This window comes from Pseudomonas canadensis (assembly GCF_030980095.1).
Classification (GTDB): Bacteria; Pseudomonadota; Gammaproteobacteria; order Pseudomonadales; family Pseudomonadaceae; genus Aquipseudomonas; species Aquipseudomonas canadensis.
In genome coordinates this window covers 1,452,391-1,468,764 of record NZ_CP133298.1, presented here as the reverse complement: position 1 = coordinate 1,468,764, position 16,374 = coordinate 1,452,391, and the positions used below count along the sequence as shown (strand labels likewise).

Here is a 16,374-nt window from a genome sequence, read left to right as displayed (position 1 = left end):
GTGCAGTCCTCTCTTATTAGATGCGTTCAATCGCCAGGGCCAAGCCTTGGCCGACGCCCACGCACATGGTCGCCAGGCCTTTGCTGCCGCCGGTTTTTTCGAGTTGGTGCAGGGCCGTCAGCACCAGCCGCGCGCCGCTCATACCCAGTGGGTGGCCGAGGGCGATGGCGCCGCCGTTCGGGTTGACCTGCGGCGCGTCGTCGGCAATGCCCAGTTCACGCAACACGGCCAGGCCTTGGCTGGCGAAGGCCTCGTTAAGTTCGATCACATCGAAATCGGTCACGGCCAGGCCAAGACGCTCGACCAGCTTGCGCACGGCCGGCACCGGGCCAATGCCCATCACACGCGGCGCGACACCAGCGCTGGCCATGCCCAATACGCGGGCGCGGGCGGTCAAACCGTGCTTCTTGACGGCTTCAGCGGAGGCCAGGATCAGCGCGGCGGCGCCATCGTTAACACCCGAGGCGTTGCCGGCGGTGACCGTTTTGTCCGGGCCGTTCACGGGTTTGAGCTTGGCCAGGGCTTCCAGTGTGGTGGCCCGTGGGTGCTCATCGTGTTCGACCAGGGTTTCGCCTTTTTTATGGGCGACGCGTACGGGCACGATTTCTTCAGCGAAGTACCCGGCGGCTTGTGCAGCAGCGGTACGTTGCTGGCTGCGCAGGGCAAAAGCGTCTTGGTCGGCGCGGGACACCTTGTAGTCGTCGGCCACATTGTCGGCCGTCTGCGGCATTGCATCCACGCCGTACTGGGCCTTCATCAGCGGGTTGATAAAGCGCCAGCCGATGGTGGTGTCTTCCAGCTTCATGTTGCGCGAAAACGCCGCGTCGGCCTTGCCCATCACGAACGGCGCGCGGGACATCGACTCGACGCCACCGGCAATCGCCAGTTCCATTTCACCGCTGGCAATCGCGCGGAAGGCGGTGCCGATCGCGTCCATGCCCGAGGCGCACAAACGGTTGAGGGTCACACCCGGGATGCTCTCCGGCAGGCCCGCCAGCAACAGCGCCATGCGCGCCACGTTGCGGTTGTCTTCACCGGCCTGGTTGGCGCAGCCGAGGAACACTTCATCGACGGCAGTCCAATCCACCGAAGGGTTGCGCTCGATCAACGCCTTGATCGGCAGCGCTGCCAGGTCATCGGCACGCACGGTGGACAAGCCACCGCCGAAACGGCCGATGGGGGTACGGATGGCATCACAGATAAATACATCGCGCATCAGGCTTCTCCAGGCGCTTGGCCATGGGCGGCCGCGGTACGTGCTTCAAGGTCACGCAGGGCGGTCAGCTCCACATCAGTCGGTTCGGCGGTGGTGTCGACCTGGTCGGCAAAACGGATCGCCCAACCGGTGGCGGCCACCACTTGCTCACGGGTCACCCCAGGGTGCAGCGCAGTGACCACAAATTCATGGGTGCCCTCTTCCGGCTCCATGATGCACAGGTCAGTAATAATCCCTACAGGACCGGCGCCCGGCAGGCCCAGGCGTTTACGCGAGTCACCTCCTTCGCCATGGCCGACCGAGGTGATGAAGTCGAGCTTGTCGACAAACGAACGCGCCGACTGCTTAAGGATGATCAGCACGCTCTTGGCCGAACCAGCAATTTCCGGCGCGCCACCGGCACCCGGCAGGCGCACTTTAGGCTGGTGATAGTCACCGACCACGGTGGTGTTGATGTTGCCGAAACGGTCGACCTGGGCCGCGCCGAGAAAGCCCACATCGATGCGCCCGCCTTGCAGCCAATAGCGAAAGATCTCACCGGTCGGTACGACGGTGTCGGCGGTTTCCGCCAGTTCACCATCACCGATGGACAGCGGCAGTACCGACGGTTTGGCGCCAATCGGACCGGACTCGTAGATCAGCACCACATCCGGCGACGAGGTCAGGCGCGCCAGGTTGGCCGCCTTGGACGGCAGGCCGATGCCGACGAAGCACACGGAGCCATTCTTGAGGCGGCGCGCGGCGGCGACGGTCATCATTTCATTGGTCGAGTAAGCCATTACTTGGCCTCCTGCGCGGTGGCCAGTTTGGCCTGGAATTCGGTGAAATCGGCGGTGCCGTGGATGTATTCATCGATCCAGGCAGTAAAGGTCCCACGGTCGCGGGCGATCGGGTCCCACGCCTGGTAGAAGCGGTTATCACGCTCGTTGTAGCCGTGGGCGTAGGACGGGTGCGCGCCACCCGGCACATGACACACCGCCGTCAGCGCCCAGGTCGGCAGTACGCAACTGTTCATCGGCGCATTCAGGTCATCGACGATTTCTTCGACGGTGACGATGCAACGCTTGGCCGCCAGAGCCGCCTCTTTCTGCACACCGAGGATGCCCCACAACAACACGTTGCCCTTGCGATCAGCCTTTTGCGCATGGATCACGGTGACGTCCGGACGCACCGACGGCACCGCCGCCAACACTTCGCCAGTGAATGGGCAGGTCACGGTCTTGATCAGCGGGTTGACCTTAGGCAAGTCGGAACCGGCGTAGGCACGCAATACTGCGAACGGCAGGCCCGAGGCACCGGCGACGTAGGCATTGGCCAGGTCGGCGTGGCTGTGTTCTTCGATTTCCAGCGGTTGCGGCCATTGCTTCTCGACCGCGTCGCGCAGGCGATGCAAGGAGCCCACACCCGGGTTGCCACCCCAGGAGAAAATCAGCTTGCGGGCGCAACCGGCACCGATCAACTGGTCGTAGATCAGGTCAGGTGTCATACGCACCAGCGTCAGGTCTTTCTTGCCCTGACGAATGATTTCATGACCCGCTGCCGTAGGGATCAGATGGGTGAAGCCTTCCAGCGCGACGGTGTCGCCGTCGTTCACAAATTGCTTCACCGCGTCACGCAGCGCGAGGATTTCAGCCATGGGGTTCGGGCTCCCGGTATGGATCGAAAAAGGCGCTGAGGTGGCGCCGAAGTGCTTGAAGATTAAGCCGGGGAAATGGGCCAAACAATCCGATAATCGACTCAGCGTTCGATTATCGAACGGATTGTTGTCTTGCTATTTATCTGGGGTACGACGCTCTGTAGGAGCCGGCTTGCCGGCGATGCAGGCACCTCGGTCAATCAGGTTTACCGAGGTGATGCCATCGCCGGCAAGCCGGCGCCTACAAGGGCGGGTCAGGTAGCGTCGGCGTGGCTGACCATGCCCTTGATCACCACGGCAGCCGTGGCCAATGCAGCCGGAATCACCAGGGCGGTGAGCACTTGTTCGAAGTTCCAGCCCAGACCCAACAAGGTCGCGCCCATCCAGGCACCGAGGATCGCACCGAAGCGGCCAATGCCGAGCATCCACGACACGCCAGTGGCGCGACCTTGGGTCGGGTAGAAACGTGCGGCCAGAGACGGCATTGCCGATTGCGCACCGTTGACGCACATCCCGGCAACCAGCACCAGGGTTGCCAGCAGCGTGATATTGCCCAGGCTCTGCCCTACCGCGTAGGCAAACACCCCGGCCAGCAGGTAGAAGATGCCGATGACCTTGTGCGGATTGAACCGGTCCATCGCCCAGCCCACGCCCACCGCACTCAATACACCACCAAACTGGAACAAAGCACCTATAAACGCCGCCTGTTCCAGGCTGGCGCCGCTATCACGCATCAGGGTCGGCAACCAACTGGTGAGCAGGTAGACGATCACCAGGCCCATGAAGTAGGTGAGCCAGAGCAGCAACGTGCCGGCGCTGTAGGTGCCGGAGAAGATCACCGCAAACACGTTGCGCGCCTTGACGGTTTTTTGCTCGGGCACGCTGAAACGGGTGGCTTGGGCGACGATGCTGGGTTCGATGGGCGAGAGGGTTTTGCGCACCTTGTCGGTACCCCGGTTACGCACCACCAGGTAGCGTGCCGACTCCGGCAGCCACAGCATCAGCACCACTACCAGAATCAATGGCAGGATGCCGCCGATCAGCAACAAGGCATGCCAGCCGAACGCCGGGATCAGCTTGGCCGAGATAAACCCGCCACCCGCCATGCCCAGGTTGAAGCCGCAAAACATGCTGGTCACCAGCAATGACTTGTGGCGTTCCGGTGTGTATTCGGACAGCAGCGTCGTGGCGTTCGGCATGCCGGCACCCAGGCCCAATCCCGTGAGAAAACGCAGCACCAGCAATTGATCGACGTTGCTGCTGTAGGCGGACGCCAGGCTGAACGCGCCAAACACCAGCACCGCGCCCACCAGCACCACTTTACGGCCGAAGCGGTCGGCCAACGGGCCGGAACCCAGGGCGCCAAACACCATGCCGATCAACGCAGCGCTCATCACCGGGCCGAGGCTGGCGCGGTCGATGCCCCAGTCCTGGGACAACGCCGGTGCGATGAAACCCATGGCGGCAGTGTCGAGGCCATCGAGGAAAACGATCAGGAAGCACAGGATCACCACACGCCACTGATAACGTGACAGTGGCTGGGCGTTGATGAAGGACTGGACGTCCAACGTGGAACCGACAGAAGGCTGATTCATTGTTTTTATTTCCACACCGATGGCGGGCTGACGACCTGGGGTCGTCGTTATTATTGGGGCGCTTCAACAGCGCTGCCGCACAGTAATAAGTCGCAGGAAAGACCGTCAATTGAGCAAACCGGGATCTGTGCGGTGACCGAACAGCTTAAGCGAACAGTTGCGCGCTCAACTCACGGCTGGCGCTGAGCATGCTCGGCAGGAAGCGCTGTTCCAACTCACTGCGGCTGACGCGTCCGGCGTGGGTGCTGACGTTCAGCGCGGCCAGCACCTGACCCGAGGCGTCATACACCGGCACCGCGATGGAACGCAGGCCTTGCTCCAACTCTTGGTCGACGATGCACCAGCCTTGCTGACGCACTTGTTGCAGGCATTCGAACAGCGCTGCGGGGGTGGTCAAGGTGCGGCTGGTCTTGGTTTGCAGGTCGGCGTGGTCGAGGTAATCCTGCAGCGAGGCGTCGTCCAGCGCTGCAAGCAGGATGCGGCCCATGGAAGTGCAATAGGCTGGCAGGCGGCCGCCCACCGACAGGTCCACGGAAATCAGGCGTTGGGTGGTGGCCGAGCGGGCGATGTAGAGGATGTCGTCGCCTTCAAGGGTGGCCATGTTGCAGGCTTCGTGGAGCTGCTCGCTCATGCGGTCCAGGTAGGGCTGGGCCGACACGGCCAACGGTGTGGACGACAAATAGGCATGACCCAGGGTCAGCACCTTGGGCAGCAACGAGTAGGTACGCCCGTCAGTAGTGGCGTAGCCGAGTTTGATCAAAGTGTGCAGACAGCGACGCACGGCGGCGCGAGGGATTTCCGTGCGGTGACTGATCTGGGCGATGGTGAGGTGACGCTTGCGCTCCTGGAACGCCTGCACCACGGCCAGGCCGCGAGCCAGGGAAGTCATGAAGTCCGGATCGCCGGTAAACGCCTGGATACGCTTGGCCGGAGAGGCAACGATCGGCGGCGCCACTGACGCGAAAGAGTTGCGCAATTGATCGTTCATGTCGGGGATCCTTTCTCTTATTGTCGACCGCAGGGGAGGTTCGCCTGCTATTACAAGCCGCGTCAGCCGGGATGCACAAGGCAGCGCCGAGAACATTGTGCGATTATCGGACGATCATTCGATTATCGCAATTTGCCGGTGAGTCCGGTAAGCCTGGCCGTAGGATTGATTGAAATTAAGCGGTCCTTATTAGTCTGCAAAGTTGGGTGGATTTTATGACGTCAGAATTCACGCAATTACCGGCACGCCCGTGTAACAAAACCCTCACACAAAGTTGACGGTTTTTAACTTTAAGCTGATAGTGTTATTCAAAGGCGCCGCTATAATGCACGCTATGTGCAGGCTCGCCTGGTTTGTTTATCTGGAAAGGACCACGCCAGATAAGATGCACCCACTGTGCAGGGTCGATCGCGATTACCTGCCTCGAATGCATCACTAACAAGTGACCGCCCGCTCCCATTCCAAACTTGAACGTTTCTACGCTCCAACTTGGAACACGCCGAGCACGCATTCCGGCAAAACGCTGCAACGAATTTACACTCAACTCAATTAGGTAACGATGTGACGAAAGATGAACTGCGCGCGGAACTTGAGCGCCAGGAGCAACGTTACAAGGACGTTTACGGCGGAGAAGTCACCACTTACGCCGCCCAACCTGAACCTGAACGCAAACCATGGCGCAAGCGAGCCAGCCTGCTCGACCAGGCATTTGCCCAGGAAATCCAAAAGATTGAACAAGAGCTGAAAACCGAAGAGCCATAAGCGATCCGGTTCAAGTCCCAAGGTTTTGCCTCGGCTGCTGGCATATAGCTAGCAGCCGGCAACCTTGAATCCCACCACCACAGTAAAATTTCATACAAATGTTTCAGGCGTGACGTTTTTGTGACAAAACCCCGCCCTGTGACCCCTCTGCTTTATAAATCAAAGACTTGCCAAAGCCCCGAAAACCCTGGGATGCATGCCTTTCCCGGTGTTTTTTTCGGTGAAGATTGTTACCGATGAGCAGCTAGTGCATCGATTACTGACGTTTTCTGGCATAATCGCGCCCCCTTACGACCGGGTCAGAAAACCTTCATGATCGATTTATTCAGCGGACTGGATGCTTGGGTTCTCGTGAGCCTGTTGCTCGCCCTGGCCTTTGTCCTCGCCTTCGAGTTCATCAATGGCTTTCATGACACCGCTAACGCGGTGGCCACAGTCATCTATACCAAAGCCATGCCGCCGCACCTGGCCGTGTTCTTCTCCGGGGTGTTCAATTTCCTCGGCGTGTTGCTCGGTGGTGTCGGCGTCGCCTACGCCATCGTGCACTTGCTGCCGGTGGAGTTGCTGATCAATGTGAACACCGGCCACGGCTTGGCAATGGTCTTCTCTTTATTGGCGGCGGCGATCACCTGGAACCTGGGCACCTGGTACTTCGGTATCCCGGCTTCCAGCTCCCACACCCTGATCGGCTCGATCCTCGGTGTCGGCCTGGCCAATGCCTTGATCAACGACATCCCCCTGGCTGACGGCGTGAACTGGCAGAAGGCGATCGATATCGGCGCCTCCCTGGTGTTCTCGCCGATGGCCGGCTTCCTGGTCGCAGCCCTGGTGCTGATCGGCCTGAAGTGGTGGCGCCCACTGTCGAAGATGCACAAGACCCCGGACCAGCGCCGCAAGCTCGACGACAAGAAACACCCGCCGTTCTGGAACCGCCTGGTGCTGGTGATTTCCGCCATGGCCGTGAGTTTCGTGCACGGCTCCAACGACGGCCAGAAAGGCATCGGCCTGATCATGCTCGTGCTGATCGGTATCGTGCCGGCGCAGTTCGTCCTTGACCTGGGCAGTACCACTTACCAGATCGAACGTACCCGCGATGCGACCGTGCATTTGAGCCAGTTCTACCAGCGCAACAACGCCACGCTTGGCGAGTTCCTGGCCCTGGGCAAAAGCGTGAAGAACGATCTGCCAGGCAAGTTCCAGTGCAACCCACAGCAGACCGAGCCGACCATCAACGCGCTGGTCGATACCTTGAAAGGCGTGTCCGACTATCATTCGCTGACTTCTGACCAGCGCATTGAAGTGCGTCGCTATCTGCTCTGCCTGGACGACACCGCGAAGAAAGTCGGCAAGCTGCCAGGCCTGGATGCCCGTGAGAAGTCCGACCTCGACAAGCTGCGCAAAGACCTGACCGCCACCACGGAGTACGCCCCGTTCTGGGTGATCCTCGCCGTTGCACTGGCCTTGGGCCTGGGCACCATGGTGGGCTGGAAGCGTGTGGTACTGACCATCGGCGAGAAGATCGGCAAGCAAGGCATGACCTATGCCCAGGGCATGTCGGCACAGATCACCACCGCGACCATGATTGGCTTTGCCAACATCTTCGCGCTGCCGGTGTCGACCACCCACGTGCTGTCTTCCGGCGTGGCCGGCACCATGGTCGCGAACAAAAGCGGCCTTCAAGGCGGCACCGTGAAAACCATCCTGATGGCCTGGGTGCTGACCCTGCCGGCGACGGTAGGCTTGTCAGCCGGGTTGTTCTGGTTGGCGTCGAAGGCGCTGGGTAGTTGATAACCCTGCCGCAATAAAAAAGGTGCGATCCGCGAGGGTCGCACCTTTTTTTATATTCGTATTTCTGTAGAAACCGACTCAAATAGCAGGCAAAAAAAAGGGCGACCGAAGTCGCCCAAAATGCCTTGCGTGCTCATGTAACCTGGAAAAACCTAAGGTTTTTTACGCTTGTTTGCGTCTTTCCAGATAAAAATTCCAAACCCTACAAAAAACAGCACCATGAGGCTTACAGTCAGCACTCCGGCAAATACCACATTATCGATAAACATGACCGGCCTCCTGTGCTTGCCCTGTTGCGATAGGGCTAAGTTAATGGAGAAGCCGGATTGGAAAATTGACGGGGATCAATGTCGCCCGCGACGGGGCGTAAAGAAGGGCAATAACTGACCTGCATCAAGGGATGCAGGTTGTTTCAACGCTTTTTCGGTTTGTTCTTCGGCTTTTTCTTCACTTTGCCGAGTGGCATCGCTTGTTCAAATGCCTGGCGCACTTCATTCAGGCGCTTGTCATTGAGGTCATGCACACGCTTGGCGCGTTCGGCATTCAGGTCGATCAGCTTGTCGTCTTCACTCATGGCTTGGCTTACGTCGTGGAAGGGAATGGCTCAATAATGCGGCCTCCCCCGCTCAACGGCAAATCAGCGGGCGACAAAAGGCAGGGCATCGCACAAAATCGAGGCCTTTCCCCGAACCCGGAGACGCTCTCAGGTGGCACTGCACAAGGACCTTCCTCCATTGCTGGCACTGCGTGCCTTCGAAGCCGTGGCGCGGCATTTGAGTTTTATCAAGGCTGCCGGTGAGTTGTCGGTAACCCAGAGCGCCCTCAGTCATCAGGTGCAGAAACTTGAGCAGCATCTAGGCAAACCGCTGTTCATCCGACGCACCCGCGCGATCGATCTGACCGCCGAAGGCCAACAGTACTACGACGAAATCCGCCCTGCCCTCGTTGCCATAGCCGCCGCCACGCGTGCCCAACGGGTTGCCCCCAGCTCCACCGTATTGCGCATCGGTTTGCTGGCATCTTTCGCCACGCTGTGGCTGGCGCCGCGTTTGGCGGATTTTCTCAACCGTTACCCGCATATCCAGGTGGAGTTGTTGCCGGCGATTCAGTTGGCAGATGTCGCGGGCGCCGAGGTCGACCTGGCCATCCGCTACGGCAAGGGTGATTGGCCCGATGTCCAGGCCACGCGACTCATGCCCGAGGTTATCTCCCCGGTGTGCAGCCCGTCATTCAAGGCACGCCAGGACAGTCCGTTGCTGATGGCCACTTCGCACCGCCCCTTTGAATGGACCGACTGGTCTGCGCACTACCAGGTCGACCTCACCCACCATCCCCGCGTAATGCTGCACGACTACAACATCGTGGTCGAAGCCGCGGTCGCCGGACAAGGCATCGCCATGGGCCGCCATCGCCTGATCGAGCGCCGATTACAGGACGGCAGCCTGGTGGAAGCTTTCGACTGGCCGCCCTATCACAGCGACATCGGCTACTGGCTCATCGCTCCCGAAGGCCCCGCCACTGCAGCCACCGCGTGTTTCAGCCAGTGGCTGAAGGAAGCCTGCGCCGACGCGTGAGCTATTTCGATACATCGCGTGAGATCTATCCGTTTGTCGCCCCTCGATGCAGCCAACATGCTGAAACCTCCTGAACCCAGAGGATTCATCATGAGCGACTCCATCCGCGAACGCGTGCAAACCCTTGGCCTCACGCTGTCTACCCCCAGCCAGCCAATTGCCAACTACATCAACCACGTCATCAGCCAAAACCACCTATTCGTTTCCGGGCAAATTCCGCTGGTCGATGGCAAACCCGCCTACGTCGGTCGCTTGGGCGAATCCCTCAGCGATGAAGAAGGCGCACAGGCTGCGGAATTGGCGGCTTTGGGCCTGCTGGGGCAATTGAGCAATGCCTTGAATGATGACCTATCGCGCCTGGTGCGCACCGTGCGCCTGGGTGTATTCATCGCCAGCAGCGCTGATTTCAAGCAACAGAGCGTGGTCGCCAACGGTGCCTCCAACCTGCTGGTCAACGCCCTTGGCGAACAAGGCCGACATGTGCGCACCGCCGTGGGCGTCTCCAGCCTGCCGGCCGGCGTAGCCGTGGAGGTGGATGCCATTTTCGAGTTACGCCCGTGAGCCCGCTCGAAGTCCAGCAACTGCGGGACGACACACCGGGCTGCCAATCCGGCATCGTGCACTTCAACCCTGCCGGCGCATCCCTGCCCAGCCAGGCGACCCTCGATGCAATCATCGAGCAACTGCAACGCGAAGCCCGCGACGGCCCGATGGAAGCCGGCGAACATGGCGCGGTGCTAGTGGAAAAAGCCCGCCGCGCCGCCGCGCAACTGCTCAATGCACCCGCCGCCTCGATCGCCTTTGCCAGCAGCGGCTCGACTGCCTGGAGCCTGGCGTTCCAGGCATTGGCGCCTTGGCAGCCGGGCGATCGCATTCTGGTGGGCCGCCATGAATGGGGCGGCAACCTGGCCAGCATGGAGCTGGCAGTGCAGGCCGGCGCCCGAGTAGAAACCATCCCTTGCGATGAGACCGGCGCGGTCTGCCCGCTGGCGCTGGAATCGATGATCGATGCACACGTCAAGCTGATCGACCTCACTTGGCTCCCAGCCAATGGCGGCCTGATCAACCCCGCCCAGGCGATCGGTAAAGTGGCCAGGCGTCACGCTATCCCCTACTTCATCGACGCAGGGCAAGCCGTCGGCCAGGTGCCCGTGGATGTTCAAGCCTTGCAGTGCGACGTGCTCAAGTCGGCCGGACGCAAACACCTGCGTGGCCCACGGGGCACCGCGCTGCTGTATGTGCGACCGGACTTTCTTGAACGCTTGAGCCCGGCCCAGCGCGACGTGTTTTCAGCGCCATGGACCGCCCAGGGTTTCGATCTGCGCAATGACGCCCGGCGCTTTGAGACCAGCGAGACCTCCTTCGCCTTGCTCGCAGGCCTAGGCAATGCGCTACAGGAGATGAATCGCCTGGGCATCGATCGCGTCTGGGAAAGGGTGTCGCAAACCGCTGAGCGAATCCGCGACGAATTGCGTGGGATTGCAGGTATTACCCTGCATGACCTGGGCACGCAGCAATCAGGCTTGATCGCCTTCAACCTGGCCGGCTGGGATGCATTCGAACTGAAGCGGCGCCTGGGTCTGAAGCGCATCAATATCGGCGCCAACGGCGTGGCCTACACGCCATTGGATATGCAGGCACGGGGCCTGGAAAGCGTGGCGAGGATCTCGGTCAGCCCGCTCAACACCGAGCACGATATCGAGTTGCTGATGGCCGCGCTGCGCGAGTTGCGCGACTAAACCTCGACGTCCACCCACAAGCCCTGGCGCGGGGCATCTTCGATCAGCGGCACCACCGGCACGGTGTTGTCGGCGTTGAGCACATCCCCCGGAATGGCCAGGTGCTGCTCCGGGTCTTCATCGGCTTCACGCCGGCGTTTCTGTTGTTCCTGCTGACGGCGTTGTTCTTCGCGCAGCAAAAAGGCCGACGTCTCGGCGTCGCCCTTTTTCAGGTCGATAGTGCTCTCGTTGGAGCCCGGTTGAACTGGCACCACGGGCGGGATATCCGGCTTCTGTCGCACCGGATCGAGTTGTGACGTCACCGGCACAACGCTGACGGGCAGCATGGGTGGCAGCATAGTGATTATTCTCCTGATCAACAGGCTGTCGGCGGGTTGCAGGGCGACTTGAGCACAGGGTTGCCAAGCTGTGACCCAGTCGACACTCCCAAGTGCCCGCCACCCGTCGATTCGGCTTCCGGCCCCCCACGTATACGGAGTAGTTTTTGTCAGAGTCCTTGGGCGTGGGGGCTTGTTCCGTTAAGATAGTCGGCTTTTTCACGGCGGGAGTCAGGCAGCATGGCGCAGCAGTATCAACCGGGGCAACGCTGGATTAGTGACAGCGAAGCAGAGCTGGGGTTAGGCACCGTTCTGGCACAGGACGGCCGCTTGTTGACCGTGCTCTATCCGGCCACTGGCGACACCCGCCAGTATGCGCTACGGAATGCGCCCCTCACTCGCGTGAGGTTTTCGCCGGGTGACAGCATCACCCACTTCGAAGGCTGGAAAATGACCGTACAGGAAGTCGACGACGTCGACGGCCTGCTGGTGTATCACGGCCTCAATGGGCAGAACGAGCAGGTCACCCTGCCGGAAACCCAACTCTCCAACTTCATCCAGTTCCGCCTGGCCAGCGACCGTCTGTTCGCCGGGCAAATCGACCCGCTGGCCTGGTTCTCGCTGCGTTACCACACGCTTGAACACACCAGCCGCCAGTTGCAGTCCTCGCTGTGGGGCCTGGGTGGCGTGCGTGCGCAACCTATTGCTCACCAACTGCACATCGCCCGCGAAGTCGCTGACCGTATCGCGCCACGGGTGTTGCTGGCCGACGAAGTGGGCCTGGGTAAAACCATCGAAGCCGGCCTGGTGATCCATCGCCAATTGCTGTCGGGCCGCGCCAACCGCGTGCTGATCCTGGTCCCAGAAAACCTGCAGCACCAATGGCTGGTGGAAATGCGCCGCCGCTTCAACCTGCAAGTTGCCCTGTTTGACGAAGAACGCTTCATCGAAAGTGATGCCACCAACCCGTTCGAAGACACACAGCTTGCGCTGGTAGCCCTGGAGTGGCTGGTGGACGACGAGAAGGCCCAGGACGCACTGTTCGCCGCCGGCTGGGACTTGCTCGTGGTCGACGAAGCTCACCACCTGGTATGGCACGAAGACAAGGCCAGCCCCGAGTACTCGCTGGTCGAACAACTGGCCGAAGTGATTCCTGGCGTACTGCTGCTCACCGCCACCCCCGAGCAATTGGGCCAGGACAGCCACTTCGCACGCCTGCGCCTGCTCGACCCGAACCGTTTCCACGACCTCGCCGCCTTCCGCTCCGAAAGCGAGAACTATCGCCCGGTGGCTGAAGCCGTGCAGGAGCTGCTGGACAAGGGGCGTCTCTCCCCTGCCGCACATAAGACCATCCAGGGTTTCCTCGGCAACGAAGGTGAAGCCCTGCTGACCGCCGTCAACGATGGCGACACCGAAGCCAGCGCACGCCTGGTGCGCGAGCTGCTCGACCGTCACGGCACTGGCCGCGTGCTGTTCCGCAACACCCGCGCCGCCGTGCAGGGTTTCCCGGAGCGCAAGCTGCACGCCTACCCGCTGCCAAACCCGGACGAATACCTCGAGTTGCCGCTGGGCGAGCACGCCGAGCTGTACCCGGAAGTCAGCTTCCAGTCGCAGCCGGATATTGAAGAAGAAAACCGCTGGTGGCGCTTCGACCCGCGCGTCGAGTGGCTGATCGACCAACTGAAAATGCTCAAGCGCACCAAAGTCCTGGTGATCTGCGCCCACGCCGAAACCGCGATGGACCTGGAAGACGCGCTGCGCGTGCGCTCCGGTATTCCGGCCACGGTGTTCCACGAGGGTATGAACATCCTCGAACGTGACCGCGCCGCCGCCTACTTCGCTGATGAGGAGTTTGGCGCCCAGGTGCTGATCTGCTCGGAAATCGGCAGTGAAGGCCGCAACTTCCAGTTCTCCCATCACTTGGTGCTGTTCGACCTGCCGTCCCACCCCGACCTGCTGGAACAGCGGATCGGCCGTCTGGACCGGATCGGCCAGAAACACGTGATCGAACTCCACGTGCCGTACCTGGAAACCAGCCCGCAAGAGCGTCTGTTCCAGTGGTACCACGAAGCGCTGAACGCCTTCCTCAACACCTGCCCGACCGGCAACGCCCTGCAGCATCAGTTCGGCCCACGCCTGCTGCCGCTGCTGGAGAACGCCGACGACGGCGAGTGGCAAGCCCTGATCGACGAGGCCCGTGCCGAGCGCGAGCGTCTTGAAGAAGAGCTGCACACTGGTCGCGACCGCCTGCTGGAACTCAACTCCGGCGGCGCGGGTGAAGGTGATGCGCTGGTCGAGGACATCCTGGAGCAAGACGACCAGTTTGCCCTGCCGATCTACATGGAAACCCTGTTCGACGCGTTCGGCATCGACAGCGAAGACCATTCGGAAAACGCGCTGATCCTCAAGCCCAGCGAAAAGATGCTCGACGCCAGCTTCCCCCTGGGCGACGACGAAGGTGTGACCATCACCTACGACCGCAACCAGGCGCTGTCGCGCGAAGACATGCAGTTCATCACCTGGGAACACCCGATGGTACAGGGCGGCATGGACCTGGTGCTGTCCGGCTCCATGGGCAACACCGCCGTGGCGCTGATCAAGAACAAGGCGCTGAAGCCGGGCACCGTGTTGCTGGAACTGCTCTATGTCAGCGAAGTGGTTGCCCCACGCTCGCTGCAACTGGGCCGCTACCTGCCGCCGGCCGCCCTGCGCTGCTTGCTGGATGCCAATGGCAACGACCTGTCGAGCCGTGTGTCATTCGTGACCCTCAACGACCAGTTGGAAAGCGTGCCACGGGCCAGCGCCAACAAGTTCATCCAGGCCCAGCGCGACCAACTGACGCCACGGATCAACGCGGGCGAAGAGAAGATCACCCCGCAACATGCCGAGCGCGTGGCCGAGGCCAAGCGTCGCCTGGCGGCAGACACCGACGAAGAACTGGCGCGCCTGACCGCGTTGCAAGCGGTCAACCCGACCGTACGTGACAGTGAGTTGGTGGCCCTGCGTACCCAGCGTGAGCAAGGTTTGGCCATGCTGGATAAGGCGGCGCTGCGACTGGAAGCGATTCGAGTCCTCGTAGCCGGTTAATTTACTGTAGTGAGCGGGCTTGCCCCGCGCTGGGCGGCGAAGCCGCCCCAAAACCAGACGCCGCATTCTTTCAGAGAGAATGCGGCGTTTTTTATGGGGGCGGCTTCGCCGCCCAGCGCGGGGCAAGCCCGCTCACTACAATCAGGCAGGGACGCTAGCAGCCGGCACCTCCACCCCGCTCAACCCCTCCTTCATCTTCTTGGCATCGCGCACAAAACTGCGTGACGCCTGGAACAGAAACAGCATGGTCAAGAACAGCGCCACCGGAATCAGGTACATGGCGTCATGCAACCCCACCGCTTTATAAGCTTCGGTCATCTGCTCCGCCCCAGCCGCATACATCGCCGAGTGGGCGAAATGATCGGAAAGCCCGCCCACCACGATCGGTCCCATCCCACCGCCCAGCAAATACAGCCCGGCAAAAAACAGCGCCATGGCCGTGGCCCGCAAGCGCGGCTCGACCACGTCCTGAATTGCCGTGTACACGCAGGTGTAGAAGTTATAGGCAAACAACCAACCCACGCTGAACAGCGCCACGAACACGCCAATCTCGATGCGTCCGGCGTGCAACGCCCAGGCGGTGGTCACGGTGGAGATGATCAAGCTGAACGCGGCGAACAACAGGCGACCATTGGCAACACGCTGGTGGATCTTGTCAGCGACCCAGCCGCCGAGGGTCAGGCCCACCAGGCCGGTCAGACCGACGATCACACCCGTGGCAACAGCGGCTTCCTGCAACGGCATCAGGAAATAACGCTGCAGCATCGGCACCAGGAACGAGTTGCAGGCATAGGTCGCAAAGTTGAAGCACAACCCGGCCAGCACCAGCCACAGGAAGGTCGGGACCGCCAGCACGCGGCGGATCGGGCGGTCGACGCGCTCCTGGGAGACTTGCACGGTTTCGGCGGCGCCGCGCTTGGGCTCCTTGATATAGAACATGAACACCGCCAGGATCATCCCCGGTACTGCCGCGATAAAGAACGGCGCGCGCCAGCTGTCGAACGCCTTGACCATCCAGCCGATGGTGAAGAACGCCAGCACCAGCCCCAACGGCAGGCCCAGCATGAAAATGCCCATGGCCCGCGCGCGACGGTGCGCCGGGAACAGGTCGCCAATCAGCGAGTTGGCCGCCGGCGCATAACTGGCTTCGCCAATGCCAATGCCCATGCGCACCAGCAAAAACGTCCAGAAACTGCCGACCATGCCGTTGACCGCCGTCAGCCCGCTCCAGGCAAACAGGCCCCAGCCCATCAGTTTACTGCGCGAGCCGGTATCGGCCAGGCGCCCGAGAGGCAAGCCGGCAATGGCGTAGACGATGGTGAAGGCGGTACCGATGATGCCGAGCTGGAAGTCGCTCAGGTGCCATTCCATACGGATTGGCTCGATGATGATCGCCGGAATCGTGCGATCGAAGAAGTTGAACAGGTTGGCCAGGAACAGCAGGAACAGAATGCGCCAGGCATTCGCCGCTTGGGTCGAGTTCTGCATGGGTCCGTCTCTTTTATTGTTATGAGAGCTGCGATGCCCGATGCATCCTGCCCGGTACCTGCAACATAGTCAGACGGCACCCGGTTGTCTGTAATGATTCGTAAAGCTGATAGGGCATGATTTCGCCCGGCAGCAGGGGACTTCGCCTACAAAAATATAAGTTCCTGCCCCCCTTCCCAACGGC

At 61.1% G+C, this 16,374-nt stretch carries 15 protein-coding genes; 6 read left to right on the top strand and 9 right to left on the bottom strand.

The window, feature by feature from the left end:
* Positions 1–16: 16 nt before the first annotated feature.
* The 5 genes from pcaF to pcaR form a co-directional block, all read right to left on the bottom strand.
* On the bottom strand, positions 17–1,219 hold the full coding sequence (gene pcaF / locus RB216_RS06695; RefSeq protein ID WP_308908875.1) for a 3-oxoadipyl-CoA thiolase: 1,203 nt from the start codon (positions 1,217–1,219) through the stop codon (positions 17–19).
* Positions 1,216–1,995: a CoA-transferase subunit beta gene (locus tag RB216_RS06690; RefSeq protein ID WP_028619270.1), complete on the bottom strand. Its 780-nt coding sequence runs from the start codon at positions 1,993–1,995 to the stop codon at positions 1,216–1,218. Before RB216_RS06690 ends, pcaF begins: the two co-directional genes overlap by 4 nt.
* The gene (locus RB216_RS06685; RefSeq protein WP_028619269.1) at positions 1,995–2,852 is read right to left on the bottom strand and encodes a CoA transferase subunit A; all 858 of its coding nucleotides are present in this window, start codon (positions 2,850–2,852) and stop codon (positions 1,995–1,997) included. The genes RB216_RS06690 and RB216_RS06685 overlap by 1 nt, the downstream gene beginning before the upstream one ends.
* A gap of 254 nt (positions 2,853–3,106) precedes the next feature.
* Positions 3,107–4,447, bottom strand: coding sequence for a 4-hydroxybenzoate transporter PcaK (pcaK, locus tag RB216_RS06680; protein WP_028619268.1), 1,341 nt, complete (start codon positions 4,445–4,447; stop codon positions 3,107–3,109).
* 145 nt (positions 4,448–4,592) lie between these two features.
* Positions 4,593–5,435, bottom strand: coding sequence for a pca regulon transcriptional regulator PcaR (gene pcaR, locus RB216_RS06675; protein WP_028619267.1), 843 nt, complete (start codon positions 5,433–5,435; stop codon positions 4,593–4,595).
* 561 nt (positions 5,436–5,996) lie between these two features.
* On the opposite strand from pcaR, the gene RB216_RS06670 reads away from it, so the two are divergent.
* Together RB216_RS06670 and RB216_RS06665 are read left to right on the top strand one after the other, a co-directional pair.
* Positions 5,997–6,197 carry a hypothetical protein gene (locus tag RB216_RS06670; RefSeq protein ID WP_003189295.1) on the top strand — a complete coding sequence of 67 codons (201 nt, stop codon included), beginning with the start codon at positions 5,997–5,999 and terminating at the stop codon, positions 6,195–6,197.
* Positions 6,198–6,509: 312 nt separating this feature from the next.
* Positions 6,510–7,985, top strand: a complete 1,476-nt coding sequence (locus RB216_RS06665) for an inorganic phosphate transporter (RefSeq protein WP_028619266.1) — start codon at positions 6,510–6,512, stop codon at positions 7,983–7,985.
* A gap of 152 nt (positions 7,986–8,137) precedes the next feature.
* Here the strand turns inward: RB216_RS06665 and ccoM are convergent, their stop codons facing one another.
* Complete coding sequence (gene ccoM / locus RB216_RS06660) at positions 8,138–8,254, bottom strand: cytochrome c oxidase subunit CcoM (RefSeq protein ID WP_003172387.1); 117 nt, start codon at positions 8,252–8,254, stop codon at positions 8,138–8,140.
* Between the two features lie 143 nt (positions 8,255–8,397).
* The gene (locus RB216_RS06655; RefSeq protein WP_017137225.1) at positions 8,398–8,559 is read right to left on the bottom strand and encodes a hypothetical protein; all 162 of its coding nucleotides are present in this window, start codon (positions 8,557–8,559) and stop codon (positions 8,398–8,400) included.
* Between the two features lie 133 nt (positions 8,560–8,692).
* Between RB216_RS06655 and RB216_RS06650 the strand changes: the two genes are divergently transcribed.
* The 3 genes from RB216_RS06650 (at position 8,693) to RB216_RS06640 (ending at position 11,298) form a co-directional block, all read left to right on the top strand.
* Positions 8,693–9,559: a LysR substrate-binding domain-containing protein gene (locus tag RB216_RS06650; RefSeq protein WP_028619265.1), complete on the top strand. Its 867-nt coding sequence runs from the start codon at positions 8,693–8,695 to the stop codon at positions 9,557–9,559.
* A 90-nt stretch (positions 9,560–9,649) separates the two neighbouring features.
* Entirely contained in the window at positions 9,650–10,120 is a 471-nt protein-coding gene (locus RB216_RS06645) for a RidA family protein (RefSeq protein ID WP_308908448.1), read from the top strand.
* Entirely contained in the window at positions 10,117–11,298 is a 1,182-nt protein-coding gene (locus RB216_RS06640; protein ID WP_236318756.1) for an aminotransferase class V-fold PLP-dependent enzyme, read from the top strand. The genes RB216_RS06645 and RB216_RS06640 overlap by 4 nt, the downstream gene beginning before the upstream one ends.
* Here the strand turns inward: RB216_RS06640 and RB216_RS06635 are convergent.
* Positions 11,295–11,636 (bottom strand): hypothetical protein, encoded by a 342-nt coding sequence (locus tag RB216_RS06635; RefSeq protein ID WP_016975077.1) that lies wholly within the window; start codon positions 11,634–11,636, stop codon positions 11,295–11,297. The two genes, RB216_RS06640 and RB216_RS06635, sit on opposite strands and share 4 nt — an antisense overlap.
* A 219-nt stretch (positions 11,637–11,855) precedes the next feature.
* Here RB216_RS06635 and rapA point away from each other — a divergent pair, with 219 nt between their 5' ends.
* Positions 11,856–14,702 carry an RNA polymerase-associated protein RapA gene (rapA, locus tag RB216_RS06630; protein WP_028619262.1) on the top strand — a complete coding sequence of 949 codons (2,847 nt, stop codon included), beginning with the start codon at positions 11,856–11,858 and terminating at the stop codon, positions 14,700–14,702.
* Positions 14,703–14,843: 141 nt separating this feature from the next.
* On the opposite strand, the gene RB216_RS06625 is transcribed toward rapA, so the two are convergent.
* Positions 14,844–16,190, bottom strand: a complete 1,347-nt coding sequence (locus RB216_RS06625; protein ID WP_068935525.1) for a spinster family MFS transporter — start codon at positions 16,188–16,190, stop codon at positions 14,844–14,846.
* Positions 16,191–16,374: the final 184 nt, after the last annotated feature.